Origin of the sequence: Dyella terrae, assembly GCF_022394535.1 — a bacterium.
In the GTDB taxonomy this organism is placed as follows: Bacteria; Pseudomonadota; Gammaproteobacteria; order Xanthomonadales; family Rhodanobacteraceae; genus Dyella.
Genome location: NZ_CP089414.1, coordinates 1,697,048 through 1,718,281, shown reverse-complemented (window position 1 = coordinate 1,718,281; position 21,234 = coordinate 1,697,048). Strand labels below are relative to the sequence as shown.

The window sequence follows — 21,234 nt, the reverse complement described above, 5'->3', positions numbered from 1 at the left end:
CAGTAGGCTCCCTTACTGCTTACCGGCAGCCGAGCCAGACTGGCCTGCCGCCGCCGGTTGGCCCTGCGCACCCTTCTTCTGGTCGGGCTGGTACGGCGTGGCCTTGGCCGGCTTGCCAGGCTGAACCGCCTGCAGGCCGGACACGATCACCTGGTCGCCGGCGCTAAGGCCGTTGGTGACGATCCAGTTGCCGTTGCTCAAGTTCTCCGCACTGACGTTCTTGCGCTGCACGTTGCCGTTCGACTCGACAACCAAGGCATAGGCGCCCACTACGTCGCGTAGCACGCTGGGTTGCGGGACGAGGAACACGTTGTGCTGTTCGCCGAGGTTGGCCGTGATGGTCACGTAGGTGCCTGGCAGCAGACGGCGCTGCGGGTTGGCCAACAGGGCGCGCAGGTTCACGGCACCGGTGGTGGGGTCGACCGTGGCACCCGAGAAATCGAGCGTGCCGGCCTGGTCATAGGTGCTGCCGTCGGGCAGGGTGACCTTCACCGTGGTCTTGGCCTGGTCCGACAGCGAGACGTTGCCGGCGGTCTGGGCCGCGCGCAGGCGATCCAGATCGGCGGAGCTCACCGTGAAGTTCACGTAGAGCGGATCGAGCTGGTCAACCGTGGTCAGCAGAGTCGAGCTGGAACCGGTGTCGGCGTTGCTGGCACCGACGATGGCACCTTCAGTGACCTGCTGCTGGCCGGCGCGCCCATCGATCGGCGATTCCACATGGGTATAGCTGAGGTTGATGCGGGCGCTCTGCACGGCCGCTTCGGCCTGCTTCACCGCGGCTGCGCTGCTGCGCTCGTTGGCTTCGGCGGCGTCCACATCGGACTGCGAGACATAGTGCTGCGGCAACAACTGGCGCAGACGGTCGGCGGTCTTGTGATAGTTCACATAGGTGGCCTGCGCCGACGCCAGGTTGGCCACGCTGGAGGCCAGCGCCGCCTGATACACGGCCGGGTCGATCTCAAACAGGATCTGGCCCTGCTTGACGTCGGTGCCTTCCTGATAAGCGCGCTTAAGCAGCACGCCTGAGACGCGGGCGCGCACATCTGCGCTGCGATAGGCCGACACACGGCCCACCAGGTCCTTGGTCAGCGGCGTGCTCTGGACCTGGGCCTTCACCACGCCGACTTCCGGCGGTGGCATCTGGGGCGGGCCTTGTTCCTTGCCTTTGCCACAGGCGGCCAGTGAGAGCAGGCCAAGGCACAGCAGGGGTGTGCGCAATGACGTGGACTTCATGTGGGCTCCATTCTTTATCTTTAATGTGGTCAGGGGATGCGGCGCGTCGACACCTATCCAGGCGACGACAAATCAATGGCTTGCGACGAACACACAGCGGCCCCGCGAGTCCAGGGTCCCGTGGAACGGGAAACGCAGGACGGGCGGGGCCCGGAAGCCATGGCTCGTTCAGGCAGGCGAGCTTGGACTATACCGTACAGTTTACAATTTGTAGAGCCACCCTCACTACGCCAGGCGGGCTTCTCCGGCCATCCGGACGCGCTTCTCGGGCCGCGCTGAGATCAGTTTGCTGTACCCCTTGGAGGATCGCCGGGTACTAATGTTGGCTGAATTCCGTGAAGGAAGGGTGTCGGTGTCCATGGCACCCGCGGGACTGCGGGGGGCATGGTGCCAGTCCGCCCGTCGAGGGGCCTGTGCCGATGGTCCGGTTGCGTGTCGCGGCCGCTTGCTAACAACACACCGAAACTGAGCGAGGCGTGCGGGCGCTCCTATTTTGGTTGGCCCGGCAGCGGTGCGCGCAGGACAGATTTTCATCTGCTGCGCTGCAACGTTTTGATGAGTCCGCGCAATGACATACGCGCAGGTATTGCATGGCCAGCACCGCTGGCCGGCCCGGACCATTCGTTGGCAACACGTGAGCGCGGCAAGTCTTTCGAATGCTGCAAAGTGTTTTTCCTGACACCGAATGGTCATGTCGTCCTCGCGCAAACACCCTCGCAACGCATTTGCTGCACAGGCGTCATCCCCTGCTACTAGCTGAAGTTCGCCTTTCACAAAGGTGGATTAGGCATGTTGCGAGGCGTATCCTTTTGAGGCTTTTTTAGGCTCATTCCGTCTCCCCAAAACAGTAGATGCCATGAACGCGATTCGTGCGGCTAGCAACAGCTCATTCCCCACTGTTGTTTTCGAAGAACTGAAGCAAAGCGGATTTCCTACCGGGCGCCTTGATGAGGCGCAATTTTTTATCAGCGCTTTCTTCTCGCGTATCGCCGACAGCGACCTCGAGTTGCATACGGCTCGTGAGTGGGCCGGGCTGATTGCGGACCTGCTCAATTTCATGCAGCAGCGCAAGCCTGGCCACGCCACGGTGCGGGTGGTCAACCCGGCAACCGGCCATGCGGGCCGCAGCTACATTGAGGTCGTCACCGACGACATGCCCTTCCTGGTAGACACCGTCACCATGGTTGCAGGCGAAAATCTGCAAATCCACGCCGTGATCCATCCGGTAGTGGAGGTGTCGCGTGATGCCTCCGGCAAGCTGCTGAAGATCGGCGTCGCCGACGGCCAGTCCGAATCGGTGATGCATTTTGAAGTCGATCGCGTAGCGAACGACGAAGAGCTCGCCAAGCTCAAGGCCCGCCTCGAAGGCGCGCTGGAAGACGTGCGCATCGCCGTGGCCGACTGGAAGAAGATGCGCGATCAGGCGCTGACCATCGCCACCGACCTGTCGTCACGTCAGTTGCCGATCGACGCCGCCTCGATCACGGAGGCCTCTGAATTCCTGCGCTGGCTCGCCGACGACAACTTCACCTTCCTCGGTTACCGCGAATACGAAGTGACCGAGGCCGACGGCGAAGAAGTGCTGCGCGCCAACGAAACCTCGGGCGCGGGCATCCTGCACAAGAGCGAACGCTCGCTGGCGCCGCGCTCGCTGCGTTCGCTGGTGGCCAGCGACCTGCCGCAGTCCGGGGCTACCGACGCCATCATCCTTACCAAGACGAACGCGCGCTCGCATGCGCATCGCCCGGGCTACATGGATTACGTGGGCGTGCTCAAGTTCGACGCCAACGGCAAGCCAGTGGCCGAGCAGCGCTTCCTGGGTCTGTTCTCCTCCAATGCTTATATGGCCCGTCCGCAGGACGTGCCGCTGGTGCGCCAGAAGTTCGAGTACGTGATGGAGCGCTCCGGCCTCAAGCGCGACTCGCATTCGGGCAAGGCGCTGCGCCACATCCTGGAAACGCTGCCGCGCGACGAGCTGTTCCAGAGCAGTGACGAAGAACTCTTCAACACCGCCATGGGCACGCTGGAACTGCGCCAGCGCGCACGCACGCGCATCTTTGTGCGCCGTGACCGCTACGGCCGTTTCGTGACCTGCCTGGTGTACGTTCCGCGTGAACGCTTCAACACCACGGTGCGCGAGCGCATCGAGGCCATGCTGAAGGACACCATGCGTGGCGAGAGCCTCGATTCGTCCGTGCTGATGGGCGAGGCCGCGCTGGTGCGCCTACATGTGGTGGTACGCCCGAAGATTGGCGACCAGGTCCAGTACGACTCGGCCGAGCTGGAGAAGGGCGTGGCCGCCATCGTGCGCAACTGGTACGACGACGTACGCGACGAGCTGGTGCACGCGCTGGGCGACCATGACGGTGTGGTACTGGCGAACCGCTATGCCAAGTCGATGCCGGCTGGCTACATGGAAGACGTGTCCCCGGCCGTTGCCGCACAGGACGTGCACCAGTTGTCGCTGCTCAAGGGCGACGACGCGGTGCGCATGTCGTTCTACCATCCGGCCTCTCGTCCGGAAGAGCTGCGCTTCAAGATCTACCGCAGTGGTGGCGACATCGCTCTGTCCGAAGTGCTGCCGCAGTTGGAGAACCTGGGCCTGCGCGTGCTCACCGAGCACCTGTACGACATCAATGTCGGCGGCACCCAGCTTTACATCCAGGACTTCGAAGTGCAGACCGCCGGCAGCCTCGCCTTTGGCGTGGAGCAGGTTGGTTCGCTGTTCGAAGATGCCTTCGAGCAGATCTGGCGTGGTAACGCGGAGAACGACGGCTTCAACCGTCTGGTGCTTGGCGCCAAGCTGAGCTGGCGTCAGGTGGCCATGCTGCGCGGCTACTGCAAGTACCTGCTGCAGACGGGCGTGGCCTTCTCGCAGTCTTATATGGAAGACGCCTTCAACCGCTATCCGGCCATCGCCGGTCTGCTGGTGGAGATGTTCCTCGCCAAGTTCGACCCGCGCCGTGAAACTCTGGCGGCCGACGAGCTCAAGCGCGCCGGCGACTTGCTGCGCGGCGAAATGCAGGTGCTGATCCCCGAGTCGTTGCGCCACGCGCATCCGGCACTCGTCGACGGCCTGGTGGGTGCACTGTCCAAGCCGCGCGCCGAGCAGATCGCGGTTATCGAAGAGGCCATCGGCACGCTGCTGGAAACCGTCTCCAGCCTGGACGACGACCGCATTCTGCGCAGCTTCATTGCGCTGATTCGCGGCACGCTGCGTACTAGCTTCTTCCAGCAGTGGAACGACCAGTACCGCAGCTACATCAGCTTCAAGTTCGACTCGCACGGTGTGCCGGAGCTGCCGAAGCCGGTGCCGTACCGCGAAATCTTCGTGTGCGCCCCGCGCGTGGAAGGCATCCACCTGCGCTTCGGCCCGGTGGCGCGTGGCGGTTTGCGTTGGTCCGATCGTCGCGAAGACTTCCGCACCGAAGTGCTGGGCCTGGTGAAGGCGCAGATGGTGAAGAACACCGTGATCGTGCCGGTGGGCTCGAAGGGTGGCTTCTACGTCAAGCGTCCGCCAGTGAACGGCGACCGCGACGCACAGCTGGCCGAGGGCATCGCCTGCTACCGCATGTTCATCAGCGGCCTGCTGGACATCACCGACAACCTGGTCGAGGGCAAGGTTGTGCCGCCGCACGATGTCGTGCGTCATGACAAGGACGATCCGTACCTGGTTGTCGCTGCCGACAAGGGCACGGCCACGTTCTCCGACATCGCCAACGCCATCTCGGTCGAGCACGGCTTCTGGCTGGGCGACGCATTTGCGTCGGGCGGCTCGAACGGCTACGACCACAAGGGCATGGGCATCACCGCCAAGGGTGCATGGGAGTCGGTCAAGCGCCACTTCCGCGCGCTGGGTCGCGACAGCCAGACGCAGGACTTCACCTGTGCGGGTATCGGCGACATGTCCGGCGACGTGTTCGGCAACGGCATGCTGTTGTCGCGTCACATCAAGCTGGTCGCGGCGTTCGACCATCGCCACATCTTCCTTGACCCGACGCCGGACATCGAGCGTTCGTTCGTGGAACGCGAGCGCATGTTCAAGCTGCCGCGTTCGAGCTGGGACGACTACAACAAGTCGCTGATCTCCACGGGTGGCGGCGTGTATCCGCGCACGCTGAAGTCCATCCCGATCTCGCCGGAAGTGCGTGCCGTGCTGGGTATCAAGCCGGACGTCACCCAGCTGGCGCCGAACGAACTGCTCAGCGCCATCCTGAAGGCGCCGGTGGACCTATTGTGGAACGGCGGCATCGGCACCTACGTGAAGTCCAGTGCCGAAACCCATGCCGACGCGGGCGACCGCGCCAACAACGCACTGCGCGTGAACGGTGCGGAGCTGCGTTGCAAGGTGATCGGCGAGGGCGGCAACCTGGGCTTTACCCAGAAGGGCCGCATCGAAGCTGCGCAGCACGGCGTGTTGCTCAATACCGACTTCATCGATAACTCGGCCGGTGTGGACACTTCCGATCACGAGGTGAACATCAAGATCCTGCTTGGCGACGCCGTGCAGCGCAACGAGCTCACGCTCGACCAGCGCAACACGTTGTTGGCCAGCATGACCGACGAAGTGGGCCAGCTGGTGCTGTGGGATAACTACCGCCAGAACCAGGCCATCACCTTGATGGAGCACCAGTCGGCGCACCGCATTGGTTCGATGGCGCACTTCATCCGCATGCTGGAGCAGGAAGGCCTGCTCGACCGTCAGGTGGAAAACCTGCCGACCGAAGCGGAGCTGACCGAGCGCAAGACGCGCGGTATCGGCATGACGCGTCCGGAACTCTCCGTGCTGCTGTCGTACGACAAGATCAAGCTGTTCCAGCAGCTGCTCGACTCGGACGTGCCGGAAGATCCGTACCTGTCCAAGGAACTGGTGCGCTACTTCCCGGAACCGCTGCATGCGAAGTACGCCGACCATATGCAGCGCCATCGCCTGAAGCGCGAAATCATCGCCACGGCTGTGACCAACTCCACCATCAACCGCATGGGCGCCACCTTCATGATGCGCATGCAGGAGGACACGGGGCAGGGGCCGGCAGCTATCGCCAAGGCGTACACCGCCGCGCGTGAAATCCTCGATGCGCGTGAGCTGTGGGCACAGATCGAAGCGCTGGATGGCAAGGTGGCGGAAGCCACCCAGATCGACGCCATCCTGCAGATCTGGTCGCTGCTGCGCCATACCGCACGCTGGTTGCTGAACCGTCCGGGCGGCACGCTGGACATCGCCGCCAACGTGGAGCGTTATCAGGCGGGCGTCACCGAGCTGCGTGCGGCGCTGCCCAACGTGCTCACCGAGACCGGCAAGCAGGAGTTCGCCACCAGCCAGGAGAAGTGGGAAGGCCTGGGCATGCCGGGCGAACTCGCCCTGCGTCTGGCGCGCCTGCCCGAACTGCGTGCCATGCTCGACATCGTCGAAGTGGCGCAGCAGAGCGGCCAGCCGATCGCCAAGGTCGCCGGCGTGTTCTACGAACTGGGCGAGTCGCTGGACCTGGAATGGCTGCGCAGCCAGATCGAGGCGCTGCCGGTGGAAGGTGCATGGCACGCGCAGGCACGTGGCTCGCTGCTGGATGAGCTCAACCATCAGCATCGCGCGCTGGCTCTGCAGGTGCTGACGTTGACTGGCGCCTCCAAGGACATCTCGCCGGTGAAGGCATGGCTGCAGCGTGACGACGCCACGCTGAAGTACACCCGCAACATGCTGGCGGAGATCCTTACCCAGAACGCGGACTATCCGATCGCCTCGGTCGCGGTCCGTCGTCTGGCCCAGTTGGCGCAGGTGCCGGTGAACCAGTAAGGCCGTTCGCGGCCCCGGCACCACCGGGGTTGCGGTGACACGGAGCAACATCACGAAGGGCGCGGACCGGCGACGGTCTTGCGCCCTTCGTCTATCTACGTTCAACTGACGGCCTCCTTCCGAACGTTGACCGGCCATATGCGCTTCGCCTTTGTCGCCAGCGAAACCAACGTTGCCCAGCAGGCTCGGCGCAAACTCGTCGACCGTTATGGCGACGCGTCGCCCGAGGAGTCCGACGTCATCATTGCGCTGGGTGGTGATGGCTTCATGTTGCGCACGCTGCATGCCTATCGCGCCCTACCGGCGCCGGTCTACGGCATGAAGCTGGGGCGTGTGGGCTTTCTGATGAACAAGCACCGGTTGGATGAGATGGAGGAGCGTGTCTCCCGCGCTCATGCCGCGGTGCTGTATCCATTGGAAATGCGCACAATCGACGCCCATGGTGAAGTGCACCACGCGCTCGCCTTCAATGAAGTCTCGCTGCTGCGCCAGAGCAACCAGGCCGCGCACCTGGAAGTAAAGCTCAACGACACCGTGAAGCTGCAGAACCTGGTCTGCGACGGCATCCTGGTATCCACGCCGGCGGGCTCCACCGCGTACAACCTTTCGGCACACGGCCCGATCCTGCCGTTGGACGCCAACGTGTTGGCGCTCACCCCGATCAGCCCATTCCGCCCACGCCGTTGGCGCGGCGCCATCCTGCCGCATCGCACGCTGGTGACGCTGCGCGTACTCGACCCCGGCAAGCGCCCGGTTAGCGCCACCGCCGACTATCACGAGGTGCGCGACATCCGCGAGGTGGCGATTCGCCAATCGCCAGGGCAGGGCGTGCGACTGTTGTTCGATCCGGAGCACAACCTGGAACAGCGCATTCTGGACGAGCAGTTCGCGCAGGATTGAAGACTCCCCGGAATGACGGTGCGTGGGGCGGGCGACATTCCCGCAACCTATCTTTTGCTAGATTGCTCCCCATGACCCGCCCGACACCTTCCGCCCACGACTCTTCCTCAGCTGGCGACAACCGGCTTGTGGTGGCTATTTCTTCGCGCGCCCTGTTCGACCTCGGTGACAGCCACGAGCTGTTCGAGCATCAGGGGTTGGACGCTTACCGCGCGTTCCAGATCGAGCACGAGAACGAGATCCTGAAGCCCGGGGTGGCTTTCCCGCTGGTGCAGAAGCTGCTGGATCTCAACAAGCTGGCGGGCGATGTGCCACCGGTCGAGGTGATCCTGCTGTCACGTAACTCCGGCGATACCGGCCTGCGCATCTTCAATGCGATCCAGCACTACGGGCTGGAGATCAGTCGCGCTGCATTCACCAGCGGGGCACCGACCTCCGATTACATCGCGCCATTCAAGGCCGACCTGTTTCTTTCTGCCAACGCTGAAGACGTAGGCCGGGCGCTTGCGGCGGGTGTGGCGGCAGCCACCATTCTCCCTTCCGTCGCGCCACCGCGTGCCACCGAGCAATTGCGCATCGCTTTCGACGGCGATGCCGTGATCTTCGGTGACGAGGGCGAACGCGTTTCGCGTGAGGAAGGGCTGGAAGCCTTCCATCGCAGCGAGCGCGAACTGGTCGATGAGCCACTTTCGGTGGGACCGTTCCGTGGATTCCTTACCGCCGTGCATCGTCTGCAGGCGGCTTTCCCGGCTGAGGATTCACCCATCCGCACCGCGCTGGTCACCGCACGCTCAGCGCCGGCTCACAAGCGCGTGATCCTCACGTTGCGCCGCTGGGGTGTGCGCATCGACGAGGCATTGTTCCTTGGCGGTCGCGACAAGGGACCGTTTCTCGACGCTTTCGGCGCGGACATCTTCTTCGATGATTCACCGGCCAATGTGGAGTCGGCACGCAAGCACGTGGCGACGGGGCATGTGCCGCACGGTGTATCGAATCGCTGATCTACCTGGGTATCCACGAAGGAAATCATGAAAGCACGCATTGCCACTCTGATGATGATCGCCTGCCTGGCGGTGGGTTCGGTCCATGCCGCCAGCAACACAGCACTCGAGCACATGCTGAAGCAATCTACCCATGAGGCTCCCCCTGATCAGGCGGCACGGATGCACGAGGCCATTGCTTCTTCGCCTGCGCTGGAAGCACAGCTTAATGCGCTGATCGCATCAGGCTTGCTTACCCGTTTTGCCATCGGTGTTACGCCGGATCAGGTACCTCGGCGAGGGCCATTTTCCGCATGGATCCATGAAAGTACTTGGGCCTTCAGCGACGATTTCATCGGGAAGCACGGCAAGCAGCGCTTGTTCGACGTCGTGCAGCCTGACGACATCCTTCCGGACAATCTAGTGTTCGCTCTGGGGCACATGGCTTACGAGGCAAAGACGGCAAAAGAGCTGGCAACGGAAGAGGCATCCCTGCAGGCGACCTACAAAGAGCAGGCCGCTTCCGGGAATCATGACGCTACGGCCCTGATCAAGCAGTCGGTGGCGCTGCACATCAACAATGACGCCACAGCGACCATCCAGGGCTGGAACGACACGGTGGATGCCGCCCAGCATGAGAACGGCGGCAAGCCACTGACTGCTCGCCAGTCGGCCTCGCTGATGATGAACCTGCAGTATCGCGGCGCGCTGATCAAGGCGATGCAGGCGCCGGGGGACGGCAAGATGCAGATAGGCAATGACGGTCGCGTCGAAATGACGCCGGCCAACATTGCCGCGGTTGCCAACGCGCTTTCCACATCCTCGATATTCGACGTGCAGTAAAGCGCGAGCCAGTCAGGGCACCGAGTGCCCCTTGCTGGCCGTCCAGATCGCGTACCAGTCTTCGGCATTGAGCTTGACGTTCAGCGCTGACACGGCGTCGCGCAGGCCGTCGATACGGCCCGTGCCGGTGATGGCATGCGGGCGTGAGGGATGGCGCAGCACCCATGCAAAGGCGAGTGTGGTGAGACTGATGCCATATCGGTTGGCGATGTCGGTCATCTCGGCTCGTACGCGCAAGGCTTGTTCGTCCTCGCCGGTGAACAGGCGACCACCGCCCAGCGGGGACCAGATCATCGGTCGCAGGCCAAGTTGTTGGGCCTGGTCGAGCGTGCCATCGTCCAGCGCGTTCATCTGCAGAGGCGACAGCTCCACCTGGTTGGTCAGCAGCGGATGGTGCTGGTGCAGCAGTGCGAACTGACTCGTCGTGTGGTTGGACACACCCCAGTGCGCCACTTTGCCTTCGCGCGTGAGCGTGGCGAAGGTGTCGGCCAGCCCGGCGGCATCCATCAGGTAGTCGGGGCGGTGGATCAGCACCAGATCCAACTGTTCGGTATGCAGATTGCGCAGCGACTGCTCTACCTGCGCCCGCACATAAGCGGCGGAGGTGTCGTAGTAGTTGATGCGATAAGGGTGTTGCGCGGAGCGCAGCCGAATGCCGCATTTGGTGATCAGCTGCATGCGTCCGCGCAACGATGGCGCTGCCTTCAGCGCCTCGCCGAACTGGGCTTCTGCCTGGTAGTCGCCGTAGATGTCCGCGTGATCGAATGAGGTGATGCCCAGCTCCAGTGCTTGTTCGATCCAGCGTACGCGCTCTGGCACGCTGAGTTGCCAGCTGACGATGCGCCAGAGGCCGGCGATGATGGGGGAGAGGGTGAGGGATGGGGTGGGCATGGTGATTGGGTGGGTTTGGCGGAGGCGAGGCAGTGTGCCAAGGCTGGGGGTGGTGTGCCAGGGTGCGGGATGGGGCTAGGATTTTTTGCTCCCTTTCCCCTGCGGGGAGAGGGTTGGGGTGAGGGGGTAATCTGGCCTCGCGGCTTCGTAAGAGCCGTCATCCCTGCGTAGGCAGGGATCCAGTGACCTTCCGCTTGGTTGTCGCGTAGTCGCGGTCTGGCTCGCCTGCGGCGGGCTTTCGACCTCCTACCGGAGGCCGAGTCACTTTTCTTTGCTTGCCCAAAGAAAAGTAACCGAAGAAAGGGCACCCCCACTTGGCGCTGGCCGGTGAAACCGGCCAGTCCGTGAGGGGCGGCCGGGCTTTTCGACGGGGCTCCTGCCCCGGCGAAAAGGGATCGGCATCCTTGCCGATCCCCCCTGCGGGCCTTTTCGTCCACCCCTCACCGCCGCACAGGGGGCCCGAAGGTCAAGGGCGAAAGTCGACGGCTCGTGCAGCTTCGCTGCACATCGCGTCGTGGCAGGTCGCGTTGCTCCTGCATCTAGTGCAGAAAGCCAAGGCAGGCGCAAATCACCATTACGTGCCGAGTTCTCCACGACGGTCGTGAAGCGTAGCGACCCTTTTACCTCGCCTCGGCGGTGGGAAAGCGTAGCGTCCTCTTTCCCTTGCCTCAGCGATCGGGAAGCGTAGCGAGGCCTGCTTTAAGTCCTTTCCGCGACGGCGCGTTGCGAAGCGCTCGGAAGTACCCGCTGTGTAGGGGCGAAGGTGGCCAAGCAACAACTCGCCTCAAGCGCTCGGGCTTATCCCATCGACATGCTGCGGGCGTTGGGGTTGAAGGCCATTTCTTCGGGTTACTTTCTTTACTCCGGGCATCCTGCCCTCCGCCCTTCGGCCCGGCTTCGCCGTTCGCACGCGCTCCTGCGCGTGCGTGGGCCAACAAAGAAAAGAGACTCCAGCGTCGGCAGACGATCGAAACGCCCGCTGCGTAAGCGGCCTGATCGCAGTAACGCTCGAGGCGACAGCCAACCACTGACGCAACTGGATCCCTGCCTACGCAGGGATGACGGCTTAGATGAAACGGTGCGGCGAGCACCCACCCCTCACCCCAACCCTCTCCCCGTAAGGGAGAGGGAGCAGAACTGAGGGCGCCGCGCATTCCAAGCCAGTACCCGCCCCTCACGAGGCCAATCATCAATACCGCGTCACTCCGCAACCTTCGATACCGCCGCCGCAGGCGCATGCGCCAACTCATCCGCCGACCATCCACCACCAAGGTCACCAATCAACGACACCGCATCCAACAACCGCTGCTGCTGCACACTCAACGCATCCTGCTCGGTGCTGAGTTGCGTGGCCTGGGCCGTCGCCGCCGTGGTGTAGTCGACCGTGCCGGCCTGGTACTCGTTGAAAGCGATTTCCGAACCACGCGTGGCATCTTTCACCGCCGCATCCAGCACCTGCGCCTGTTGCGCCAGGATCCTGACTCCGGAGAGATCATCTTCCACGTTCTGGAACGCCGCGAGTACGGTGCCGCGGTAATTGGCGACGGTGGATTCGTAGGTGGCCCGTGCGGCGGCTACTTGGCCGTGACGGGCGCCGGCATCGAAGATGGTCTCGCTCACGTCGGCGCCAAGCGACCACACATGGTTGGAGACATGCAGCAACCCAGCCAGAGGTGACTGCGAAAAGCCGTCCGCTCCCGATAGCGAGATGGACGGGTAATACGCGGCGATAGCGACGCCAATGGCCGCATTGGCCGAAGCCATCTGGCGCTCCGCCACGGCGATGTCCGGTCGGCGCTGCAGCAGCGTGGAAGGTACGCCTGTTGGCACCTGCGGCAAGGTCGGCAAGGTGGCGTTGTGCGGGATGTCGAGTTCTTCCGGATTCTTGCCGACCAACACGGCAATGGCATGCACGTATTGTTCGCGCGACACGCCGAGCGCAATCAATTTTGATTGCGCGTTTTCCAATTGCGTGCGAGCAGTGATGACGTCGGAAGGCGCGATCGTGCCGGCCTTGCCCTGGTTGTCCACCACGCGCAGATATTCCTTGTACGCGTCGACGGTCTTCTGCAGCAGGTCGATATTGGCATCGGTGACGCGCAGGTCGACCACGGCCGTGGCCAACGCGGTTTGCTCTGACAACGTGGCATTGGCCAGCGTGGCCTGACTCGCCTGCGCGGTGGCTTTGTTCTCTTCGACGGTGCGACGAACCTTGCCCCACAGATCAGGTGCCCAGCTCACGTTACCTTCCAGCGAGCCGGATGTACTGACCGGGCGCAGGTGCTCGACGCCGCTGCCCGCATTGCCTGCGGCGGTGCGTTGCTTGCTGCCCGAGCCGCTGATGCCGATGGTGGGAAACAATGCGCTGCGCGCCACCTGTACGTCGGCCATGGCGGCCTGGTAGTCGGCGTAGCTCTTCGCCACCGTCTGGTTGGATACCGACACCTGCGGTTCCAACTCATTGAGTAGCGGATCGTTGAAGGCCTTCCACCAGTCGCCTTTGGCGATGTCGTCGGCGGGCATGGCAGCGGTCCAACCAGGCAGCTCCTTGAACTGCGTGGGCGTACTCACGTCGGGACGATGGTAGTCGGGGCCTACCATGCAACCGCTGAGCGCCACCGTCATCGAGACGGCGAGAGCGTGACGGGAAAAGAGCTTGGAATAGGAGGGCAGACTCTTGTTCATGCGCTTGCGTCCGATCGGTTCCACGGCAGGCTTTCCGACCACTGCGCAAGCCGTGCGCGCAGGCGGTCGAGGTAGAGGTAAATCACCGGCGTGGTGTAGAGGGTGAAGACCTGGCTCAGGATCAAACCGCCCATCACCGTGATACCCAGCGGTTGGCGCAGCGAAGCACCCTGGCCAATACCAATGGCTAGCGGCACAGCGCCGAGCACGGCGGCCGCGGTAGTCATCATGATCGGACGCAGTCGCACGACGGCGGCGTCATGGATGGCCTTTCTTGGTTCCAGCCCGTCGTCGCGCTGCAGATGGATGGCCACGTCGATCATCATGATGGCGTTCTTCTTCACGATGCCGATCAGCAGGATGATGCCAATCATGGCGATCACCGAGAACGGCGTGCCGAAGATCAGCAGGGCCAGCGTTGCACCGATGCCGGCAGAGGGCAGGGTGGAGAGGATGGTGATGGGATGCACGGTGTTTTCGTACAGAATGCCCAGCACGATATAGACGGCGGCCAGCGCCGCGAGAATCAGCAGGGGCATGGTGCCCATCGACTGCGCGTACACCTGTGCTGCGCCAGCGCTCGAGCCGTGGATCGATGCGGGCATACCCAACTCCTGCCCGGCTTCGCTGATAGCTGCCAGTGCGTTGCTCAGCGAGCCGCCGGGTGGCAGGTTGAACGAGATGGTGCCGGCGACAAGTCCGCCCTGGTGATTCACCTGCGTCGCCGTGTGGTTGCTCACGTACGACGCGAGCGCAGGGAACGGCACCATGGTTTCCGACGCCGTGCTGTCCGCGCTACCGCTGGAACTGCCGCCCTTGGAGTTGGAGATGGCATTGGTGAGCTGGTTGGCCTCAGCGTTGGCGTTGCGCGTATTGGTGTTGGCGTTGGCTGTGGTCGTCGAGGTTGTGCCGCTGACCAGCGCACCGGACATCTGCGTTTGCTGCGTGCCGCTGGGGTTGCCGGCAGCCGTGCTGAAGCGGATACGTTCGATCGATTGCGGGTACTGCCAATACTCCGGCGCGACTTCCATCACCACGTAGTACTGGTTGAGCTGGTTGTAGACCGTGGACACGGTGCGCTGGCCGAAGGCGTCGTACAGCACATTGTCGATCTGGTTGGGCGCGAAGCCGTAGCGGGCCGCTGTGGCGCGGTCCACGGATACGTAGAGTTGCAGGCCGTTCTGCTGCAAGTCGGAATTCACGTCGGTGATGCGGTCGTGGTACTTGCCGAGTGCCGTGATGAGCTTAGGCACCCAGGTGTACAACGCCTCAGGATCGTCGCTGGTCAGCGTGTATTGATATTCCGATGCTGATTGCCGGCCACCAATGTGCAGATCCTGCGCTGCCTGCAGGAACAACTTGGCGCCCGAGACTGCGTTGAGTTTGGGCCGCAGGCGGTCCACCACCTGGGCGGCGGAGATCTTGCGTTCGGCCAGCGGCTTCAGCTCGATGAAGACGTTAGCGGTGTTGAGCGCGCGACCGCCGGAGAAGCCCGCGACGGAGGCCACCGCCGGGTCCTTCTGCACAATGTCCTGCAGTTGCGCCAGCTTCTTCTCCATCGCCTGGAACGAGATGCTCTGGTCCGCGATGATCTGGCCCATCAAGATGCCGTTGTCCTGTTCGGGGAAGAACGTGGACGGCACCAGGCGGATCAACACCACGTTCAGCACGATCAAGCCGATCAGGGTCAGGATCACTGCGAAGGCGTGGTCCAGTACGAGCGTGAGCGAGCGCGAATAGGCCTCCCGGAAGCGGTCGAACTGGCGCTCGTACCACACCGCCCAGCGCGCTTTCGAGTGCAACGATTTGCGGCTGAGCGTGTACGCCGCCATGGTGGGTGTCACCGTGAGCGAGATCACCAGCGACAGCAAGATCGCGATGGATAGCGTTACGGCAAATTCGTGAAACAGCAGGCCCACGATGCCGGGCATCAGAAGGATGGGCAGAAACACGGCGATCAGCGACAGGCTCATGGAGATCACGGTGAAGCTGACCTCGGCGCTGCCGAGCGTCGCGGCTTCACGCACGTCCATGCCCGATTCCACGTGGCGCACGATGTTTTCCAGCACCACCACGGCATCGTCCACCACGAAGCCTGTGCCGATGGTCAGCGCCATCAGCGACAGGTTGTCGATGCTGTAGCCCAGCAGGTACATCGGTCCAAATGTGCCGATGATGGACAAGGGCAACGCCACGGCCGGCACTAACACGGCGCGCGGCGACTGCAGGAACACGTACACCACGCCGATCACCAGCAGGATGGCGATGAACAGCGTGCGCTCGGTGTCGTTCACCGCCGCATTGACCGATTGCGATCGGTCCACGGCAACACCCACGTGGACATTGCGGGGAAGGGTGGCCTCGATGGAGGGCAGCGACTTCTTGATCTGCGCGACGGTCTTGACGATGTTGCTGCCGGGTAGCGGATAAACGATGACCAGCACCGCATCCTTTCCGTTGTAGAGGCCGGCGTTGCGCACGTTCTCGGCCGAATCGAGCACCTGGGCTACGTCGCGCAGCTGTACGGCCGAGCCGTTGCGGTAGGCGACGACGAGATCGCGATACGGTGCTGCCTTGTTGATCTGGTCGTTGGACAGCACTTCGTAGCGCTGGCCGTCCTGGTCGATGTGACCCTTGACGCTGTCGGCATTGGCCGCACTGATGGCGGCACGTACGTCCTCAAGGCCGATGCCGTAGCTGTTGAGCTGGTCGGGTTGCAACTCCACGCGAACGGAGGGTAATGCGCTGCCGCCCAGCGTGATCTGTCCCACGCCATCGACCTGGGACAGCTGCTGCTGGATCACAGAATCGGCGGAGTCGTAGAGCTGGGCGCGAGTCAGCGTCTTGGAGGTGAGCGCGAGCACCATGATCGGCGAATCGGCCGGGTTGTATTCGCGATAAGTCGGGTTGTTGCGCAGCGTGGTCGGCAGGTCAGCGCGCGATGCCTGGATGGCCGCCTGCACATCGCGCGCGGCGCCATTGATATCGCGGTTGAGGCCGAACTGGATGACGATCTGCGACGTTCCGACGGTGCTGGTGGAGGTCAGCTCGGTGACGTCTGCGATCGTCCCCAGACGCCGCTCCAGCGGCTCGGCCACCGTCGAGGCCATGGTGCTGGGACTCGCGCCGGCCATGCTTGCCTGCACCACCACCACCGGGAAGGTGATGTTAGGCAGCGGCGCGACGGGCAGGCGGAAATACGCGAGCACGCCCGACAGCAGGATGGCGACGGCCAGCAGCGTCGTCGCTACTGGCCGCTTGATGAATGCGCCGGGGATGTTCACGCGGTTTCCCCGTCGGCCGCCTCAGAACGCTTACGGCCAAAGCGTTGCGCGAGGCGATCGAAGTACAGATAGATCACCGGCGTGGTGAACAGCGTGAGCAACTGGCTGAGCAGCAAGCCACCAATGATCGCGAGGCCCAGCGGGCGCCGCAGCTCTGAACCCGTGCCCGTGCCTAGCAGCATCGGCATGGCGCCGAGCATGGCGGCGAGGGTCGTCATCAGGATCGGGCGGAAGCGCAGCAGCGAGGCTTCGAAGATGGCCTCGTCCGCCGGTTTGCCGTGTTCGCGTTCGGCTTCGAGGGCGAAGTCCACGATCATGATCGCGTTCTTCTTCACGATGCCAATCAACAGCACGATGCCGATGATGCCGATCACATCCAGATCGCTACCGGCGATCATCAGCGCCACCAGGGCGCCGATGCCGGCGGAGGGCAGAGTGGAGAGAATCGTCACCGGGTGGATGAAGCTCTCGTACAGCACACCCAGCACGATGTAGACGGCCACCAGGGCGGCAATGAGCAGGTAAACCTCGCTGGACAGCGAGTCCTGGAACGCTTGCGCCGCGCCCTGGAAGGTCGAGGTGATGGACGAGGGTAGATGCATGGCTTGCTCGGCATCGTTCACCTCTTTCACCGCCTTGCTGAGCGATGCGCCCTTGGCGAGGTTGAACGACACGGTGATGGCCGGGAACTGCGACAGGTGGCTGATGACCAGCGGGGACTTGGTGACCTGGATGTCCGCGATGCCCTTGAGCGGCACTTGACCGCTGCTGGCCGTCTGGCTGGGCAGGTACAGATCGCCCAGTGATTCCACGGAGGGGATGCTTTCCGGCTTCGCCACCAGGATCACTCGATACTGGCTGGCCTGCTCGAAAATAGTGGAGACGATGCGCTGGCCCAGCGCGTCGTACAGCGCGTTGTCGATGGTCGCCGAGGTGATGCCGTAGCGCGCCGCCAACTGGCGGTTCACCTGCACGTTCACCGCCAGACCGTCGTTGTTGAGGTCGCTGGTGACGTCGGTGATCGACTTGATGTTCTTCATGCGCGAAATCAGTTCGGGCACGTACTGCTGGAAGGCCTGCTGGTTTGGTCCGCGCAGCACGAACTGGTACTGGTTCGGCGAGATGGTGGTATCGAGCGTCAGGTCCTGCTCGGGCTGCATGTACAGGTGGATGCCGGGTACCGTCGTCACCTCCTGTTGAATGCGGCGTGCGATCTCCTCGGCGGTGGACGAGCGGTCATCGCGCGCTTTCAGGTTGATCAGGAAGCGCCCGTTGTTGAGCGTGGTGTTGGTGCCGTCGATGCCCACGTAGGAGGTGAGGCTGGCGACGTCCTCATCCTGCAGGATGGCATCAGCCAACAGCTTCTGGCGATCAACCATGGCGCCGTAGGACACGGAGTTGTCCGACACGCTGATGCCTTGCAGCACGCCCACGTCCTGCACCGGGAACAGGCCCTTGGGAATGACCACGTAGAGCACGATAGTGAGAGCCAACGTGCCGAAGAACACCAGCAGCGTAGCCAACTGGTGGGCCATCACGAAATGCAGGCCTCGCTTGTATGCGGCCAGCGTCTTGTCGAACAAGCCCTCACTGATGCGCTCGAAGCGGCTTGGGTGACGGTCTTTCTGGGCCTTCAGAATGCGCGCGCACAGCATCGGCACCAGGGTGAGCGAGACCACGGCAGAGAGCACGATGGTCACCGCCAGCGTCACGGCGAACTCGCTGAACAAGCGGCCGATCACGCCGCCCATGAAGAGCAGGGGAATCAGCACAGCGATCAGTGACACCGTCAACGACACGATGGTGAAGCCGATCTGTCCGGCGCCTTCCAATGCCGCTTCCAGTGGCGTCTTGCCTTCCTCCAGGTAGCGCACGATGTTCTCGATCATCACGATCGAGTCGTCCACGACGAAGCCAGTGGCGATGATCAGCGCCATCAACGACAGATTGTCGATGGAGTAGTTGAGCTCGTACATCAACGCGAGTGTGCCGATCAGCGACACGGGCACCGAGATACTGGGAATGATGGTGGCCGGCACGTTGCGCAGGAACACGAAGATCACCAGCACAACCAGCACCACGGCAAGAATCAGCTCGAACGCGGCGTCGCTCACCGATGAACGGATCACGCCCGTACTGTCGTTGACCACGTCCACCTTCATGCCTGCGGGCAGCGTGGATTCCAGCTGCGGCAGCTGCTTCATGATCTGGTCGACGGTGGCGATGACGTTGGCGCCTGGCTGACGCTGCACGTTCAGCACGATCGCCTGCGTCTTGTTGAACCACGCGCCTTGTTCGGTGTTCTGTGCGGCCTGTGTGACCCGTGCCACGTCGCGCAGGTAGACCGGTGCGCCGTTCTGATAGGAAATGACGGTGTCGAGGTAATCCTGAGGGTTCTGGATCTGATCGTTGCCGTTGATCGTGTAGTCGAGGTCGGGGCCGTCGAAGTTGCCCTTGGGCTGACTCACGTTGACGTTGGCGATCAGCGAACGCAGGTCATCGATATTGAGGCCGTAGCCTGCCAGCTTCTTGGGGTCGGCCTCGATGCGGATGGCGGGTACATTGCCGCCGGCCGGCGTAACCAGGCCCACGCCCGGTACCTGCGAGATCTTGGCGCCGAGGCGATTGTTGGCCACATCCTGTAGCTGCGGCAGCGACATGGAATTGGATGTGACCGCCAGCGTAAGAATCGGGCGGTCGGCGGGATTCACCTTGGCGTACGTCGGTGGCGCGGGCAGGCCCGAAGGCAGCAGGCTGTTGGCAGCGTTGATGGCCTCCTGCACGTTCTGCTCGGCCACGTCGAGGTTGAGCGACAGGTCGAACTGCAGGGTGATGATGGACGCACCCGCAGAGCTGTTGGACGTCATCTGCTGCAGGCCTGGGATCTCGCCCAGCTGCACTTCCAGTGGCGCGGTGACCGTGGTGGCCATTACCGATGGGCTGGCGCCGGGATAGAACGTCTGCACCTGGATCGTCGGGTAATCGACGTTGGGCAGTGACGACACCGGCAGGAACCGCATGGCGACGAGGCCCACCAGCACGAGGGCGATCATCAGCAGCGAGGTTGCCACCGGCCTGAGTACGAACAGGCGGGAAATATTCATCGATTTGCGCGCCCAAGGCTCACGACGAGCTGCTGGCGGAGGCACCGTGCGAATGCTTGCCGCCATGCGTGGTGGCCGGTGCGCCTGTGCTGCTCGCCCCGGCAGGGTGCGCCTGGGCGACGCGAATCTTGGCACCATCGCTCAGGCGATCCATGCCATCCGTCACCACCTGCTGGCCCGCGTCGAGGCCGGACAGGATCGCCGTGAACTTGCCGTCGCTGGGGCCGGGCGTCACCTTGTGCACCGAGACCGTCTGGTCCGCATTGACCAGATACACGTAGTTGCCGGGCGCGCCGCTCTGCACGGCGGGTGTAGGTACCAGCACCACTTTTTGCAAGGTATCCACCAGCATCTGCACGTTGACGAACTCGTTGGGGAACAGCGACTCGTCATCGTTGGGGAAGGTCGCGCGCAGCGTCACCGTGCCCGTGCTCGTCGCCATCTGGTTGCTCAGCGCGTAGAGCGTGCCGGCGGCGATCTGCTTGCTGTTGTCGCTGGAGTACGCGGCGACGGGCAGCTTGGCGCCCGAGTTCACCCGCTGCAGCACCTGGCCTAGTGAGTTCTGCGGCACGGTGAACTGCACCGTGGTCGGCTTCATCTGCGTGATGACGACGATACCCGGCGAGGTCGACTGCGTGACGTAGTTGCCCGGATCCACCAGCCGCAAACCCACCCGGCCGGCCACTGGTGCGGTGATGTGACAGTAGATGAGGTCGAGCTCGTCCTGCGCGATGGCGGCCTTGTCCGCCTTTACTGCGGCCTCCGCCTGGGCGACCGTGAATTTCTGGTCGGTGTAGGTCTGCTCGGCAATGGACTTCTGCTCATGCAGCTGCGTGTAGCGGGCGAGGTCGGCGCGGGCCTGGTCCAGGGTGGCCTGGTCCTTCGCTAATTGTGCCTCGGCCTGCTGCTTGTTGATTTCGTACTGGCGCGGATCGATCTGCGCGAGGAACTGGCCCTTCTCGATGTCCTGGCCTTCCTGATAACCCACGGCCGTCAGGTAGCCGCTCAGTTGGGGCAGCACGTTGACCGTGGCGACCGGCGTCACCGTGCCCAGCGCGGTGAGTACCTCCGGCATGTCGCCAACGTGGGCGGTGGCAGCGCTCACCACTTGTGCGGGCTGGCCGGTCTTGGCCTTTTGCCCGGTGAGGATGTGAATCACCATCAATACCACCAAGAGCACGATGATCACGGCCGTGATCAGTACGCCACGCTTCCTACGAGGGTGCCCAGATGTTCGGGCGGTATCGGCACTCATGCACCATCTCCCAGCAGCTCAAATTCACAAGACAAACAAAGTCGGATCGTTCTCGTTGCAACCGGTACGCGACCATGCGGCGGTAGGAACGTTGTCGACGGATCTCTAACGATCCGTTGTCCTTGTGGTTGACCCTGGCGACAAGCCCCCATACCCCAGCCACCGTGGGGTAAAAGGCCGGAAAACTCATGGCACAAGCGCTGTCACGGACGAGTGATGCCTCACGACAGGGCTCGTCCGGTTAGTTTTTTTTCATTAAACATTGTTC

10 protein-coding genes are annotated in these 21,234 nt (G+C 63.1%); 4 read left to right on the top strand and 6 right to left on the bottom strand.

Annotated elements, in window-relative coordinates:
- Positions 1-12 precede the first annotated feature (12 nt).
- On the bottom strand, positions 13-1,233 hold the full coding sequence (locus tag DYST_RS07160) for an efflux RND transporter periplasmic adaptor subunit (RefSeq protein WP_102305168.1): 1,221 nt from the start codon (positions 1,231-1,233) through the stop codon (positions 13-15).
- An 856-nt stretch (positions 1,234-2,089) separates the two neighbouring features.
- Between DYST_RS07160 and DYST_RS07155 the strand changes: the two genes are divergently transcribed.
- The 4 genes from DYST_RS07155 (at position 2,090) to DYST_RS07140 (ending at position 9,747) form a co-directional block, all read left to right on the top strand.
- Complete coding sequence (locus DYST_RS07155) at positions 2,090-7,024, top strand: NAD-glutamate dehydrogenase (protein ID WP_239950980.1); 4,935 nt, start codon at positions 2,090-2,092, stop codon at positions 7,022-7,024.
- Between the two features lie 138 nt (positions 7,025-7,162).
- On the top strand, positions 7,163-7,924 hold the full coding sequence (locus DYST_RS07150) for an NAD kinase (RefSeq protein WP_102305166.1): 762 nt from the start codon (positions 7,163-7,165) through the stop codon (positions 7,922-7,924).
- 71 nt (positions 7,925-7,995) lie between these two features.
- On the top strand, positions 7,996-8,925 hold the full coding sequence (locus DYST_RS07145; protein ID WP_102305165.1) for a 5'-nucleotidase: 930 nt from the start codon (positions 7,996-7,998) through the stop codon (positions 8,923-8,925).
- A gap of 27 nt (positions 8,926-8,952) precedes the next feature.
- On the top strand, positions 8,953-9,747 hold the full coding sequence (locus tag DYST_RS07140) for a hypothetical protein (RefSeq protein WP_239950979.1): 795 nt from the start codon (positions 8,953-8,955) through the stop codon (positions 9,745-9,747).
- 12 nt (positions 9,748-9,759) lie between these two features.
- Here DYST_RS07140 and DYST_RS07135 read toward each other — a convergent pair whose 3' ends face one another.
- The 5 genes from DYST_RS07135 to DYST_RS07115 all read right to left on the bottom strand — a co-directional run bounded on the left by DYST_RS07135 (position 9,760) and on the right by DYST_RS07115 (position 20,966).
- Positions 9,760-10,638 carry an aldo/keto reductase gene (locus DYST_RS07135; protein WP_239950978.1) on the bottom strand — a complete coding sequence of 293 codons (879 nt, stop codon included), beginning with the start codon at positions 10,636-10,638 and terminating at the stop codon, positions 9,760-9,762.
- Between the two features lie 1,200 nt (positions 10,639-11,838).
- Entirely contained in the window at positions 11,839-13,323 is a 1,485-nt protein-coding gene (locus tag DYST_RS07130; RefSeq protein ID WP_239950977.1) for an efflux transporter outer membrane subunit, read from the bottom strand.
- Entirely contained in the window at positions 13,320-16,607 is a 3,288-nt protein-coding gene (locus tag DYST_RS07125) for an efflux RND transporter permease subunit (protein WP_239950976.1), read from the bottom strand. The genes DYST_RS07130 and DYST_RS07125 overlap by 4 nt, the downstream gene beginning before the upstream one ends.
- A complete protein-coding gene (locus DYST_RS07120; RefSeq protein WP_239950974.1) occupies positions 16,604-19,711 on the bottom strand; it encodes an efflux RND transporter permease subunit in 3,108 nt (1,035 codons plus the stop codon). Before DYST_RS07120 ends, DYST_RS07125 begins: the two co-directional genes overlap by 4 nt.
- Positions 19,712-19,730: 19 nt before the next feature.
- Positions 19,731-20,966 carry an efflux RND transporter periplasmic adaptor subunit gene (locus DYST_RS07115; protein ID WP_239950972.1) on the bottom strand — a complete coding sequence of 412 codons (1,236 nt, stop codon included), beginning with the start codon at positions 20,964-20,966 and terminating at the stop codon, positions 19,731-19,733.
- Positions 20,967-21,234 lie beyond the last annotated feature (268 nt).

Bases quoted from the DNA above. Each gene is read 5' to 3' on its own strand.
- DYST_RS07160 (WP_102305168.1), bottom strand. From the start codon at position 1,233: ATGAAGTCCACGTCATTGCGCACACCCCTGCTGTGCCTTGGCCTGCTC.
- DYST_RS07155 (WP_239950980.1), top strand. From the start codon at position 2,090: ATGAACGCGATTCGTGCGGCTAGCAACAGCTCATTCCCCACTGTTGTT.
- DYST_RS07150 (WP_102305166.1), top strand. From the start codon at position 7,163: ATGCGCTTCGCCTTTGTCGCCAGCGAAACCAACGTTGCCCAGCAGGCT.
- DYST_RS07145 (WP_102305165.1), top strand. From the start codon at position 7,996: ATGACCCGCCCGACACCTTCCGCCCACGACTCTTCCTCAGCTGGCGAC.
- DYST_RS07140 (WP_239950979.1), top strand. From the start codon at position 8,953: ATGAAAGCACGCATTGCCACTCTGATGATGATCGCCTGCCTGGCGGTG.
- DYST_RS07135 (WP_239950978.1), bottom strand. From the start codon at position 10,638: ATGCCCACCCCATCCCTCACCCTCTCCCCCATCATCGCCGGCCTCTGG.
- DYST_RS07130 (WP_239950977.1), bottom strand. From the start codon at position 13,323: ATGAACAAGAGTCTGCCCTCCTATTCCAAGCTCTTTTCCCGTCACGCT.
- DYST_RS07120 (WP_239950974.1), bottom strand. From the start codon at position 19,711: ATGAATATTTCCCGCCTGTTCGTACTCAGGCCGGTGGCAACCTCGCTG.
- DYST_RS07115 (WP_239950972.1), bottom strand. From the start codon at position 20,966: ATGAGTGCCGATACCGCCCGAACATCTGGGCACCCTCGTAGGAAGCGT.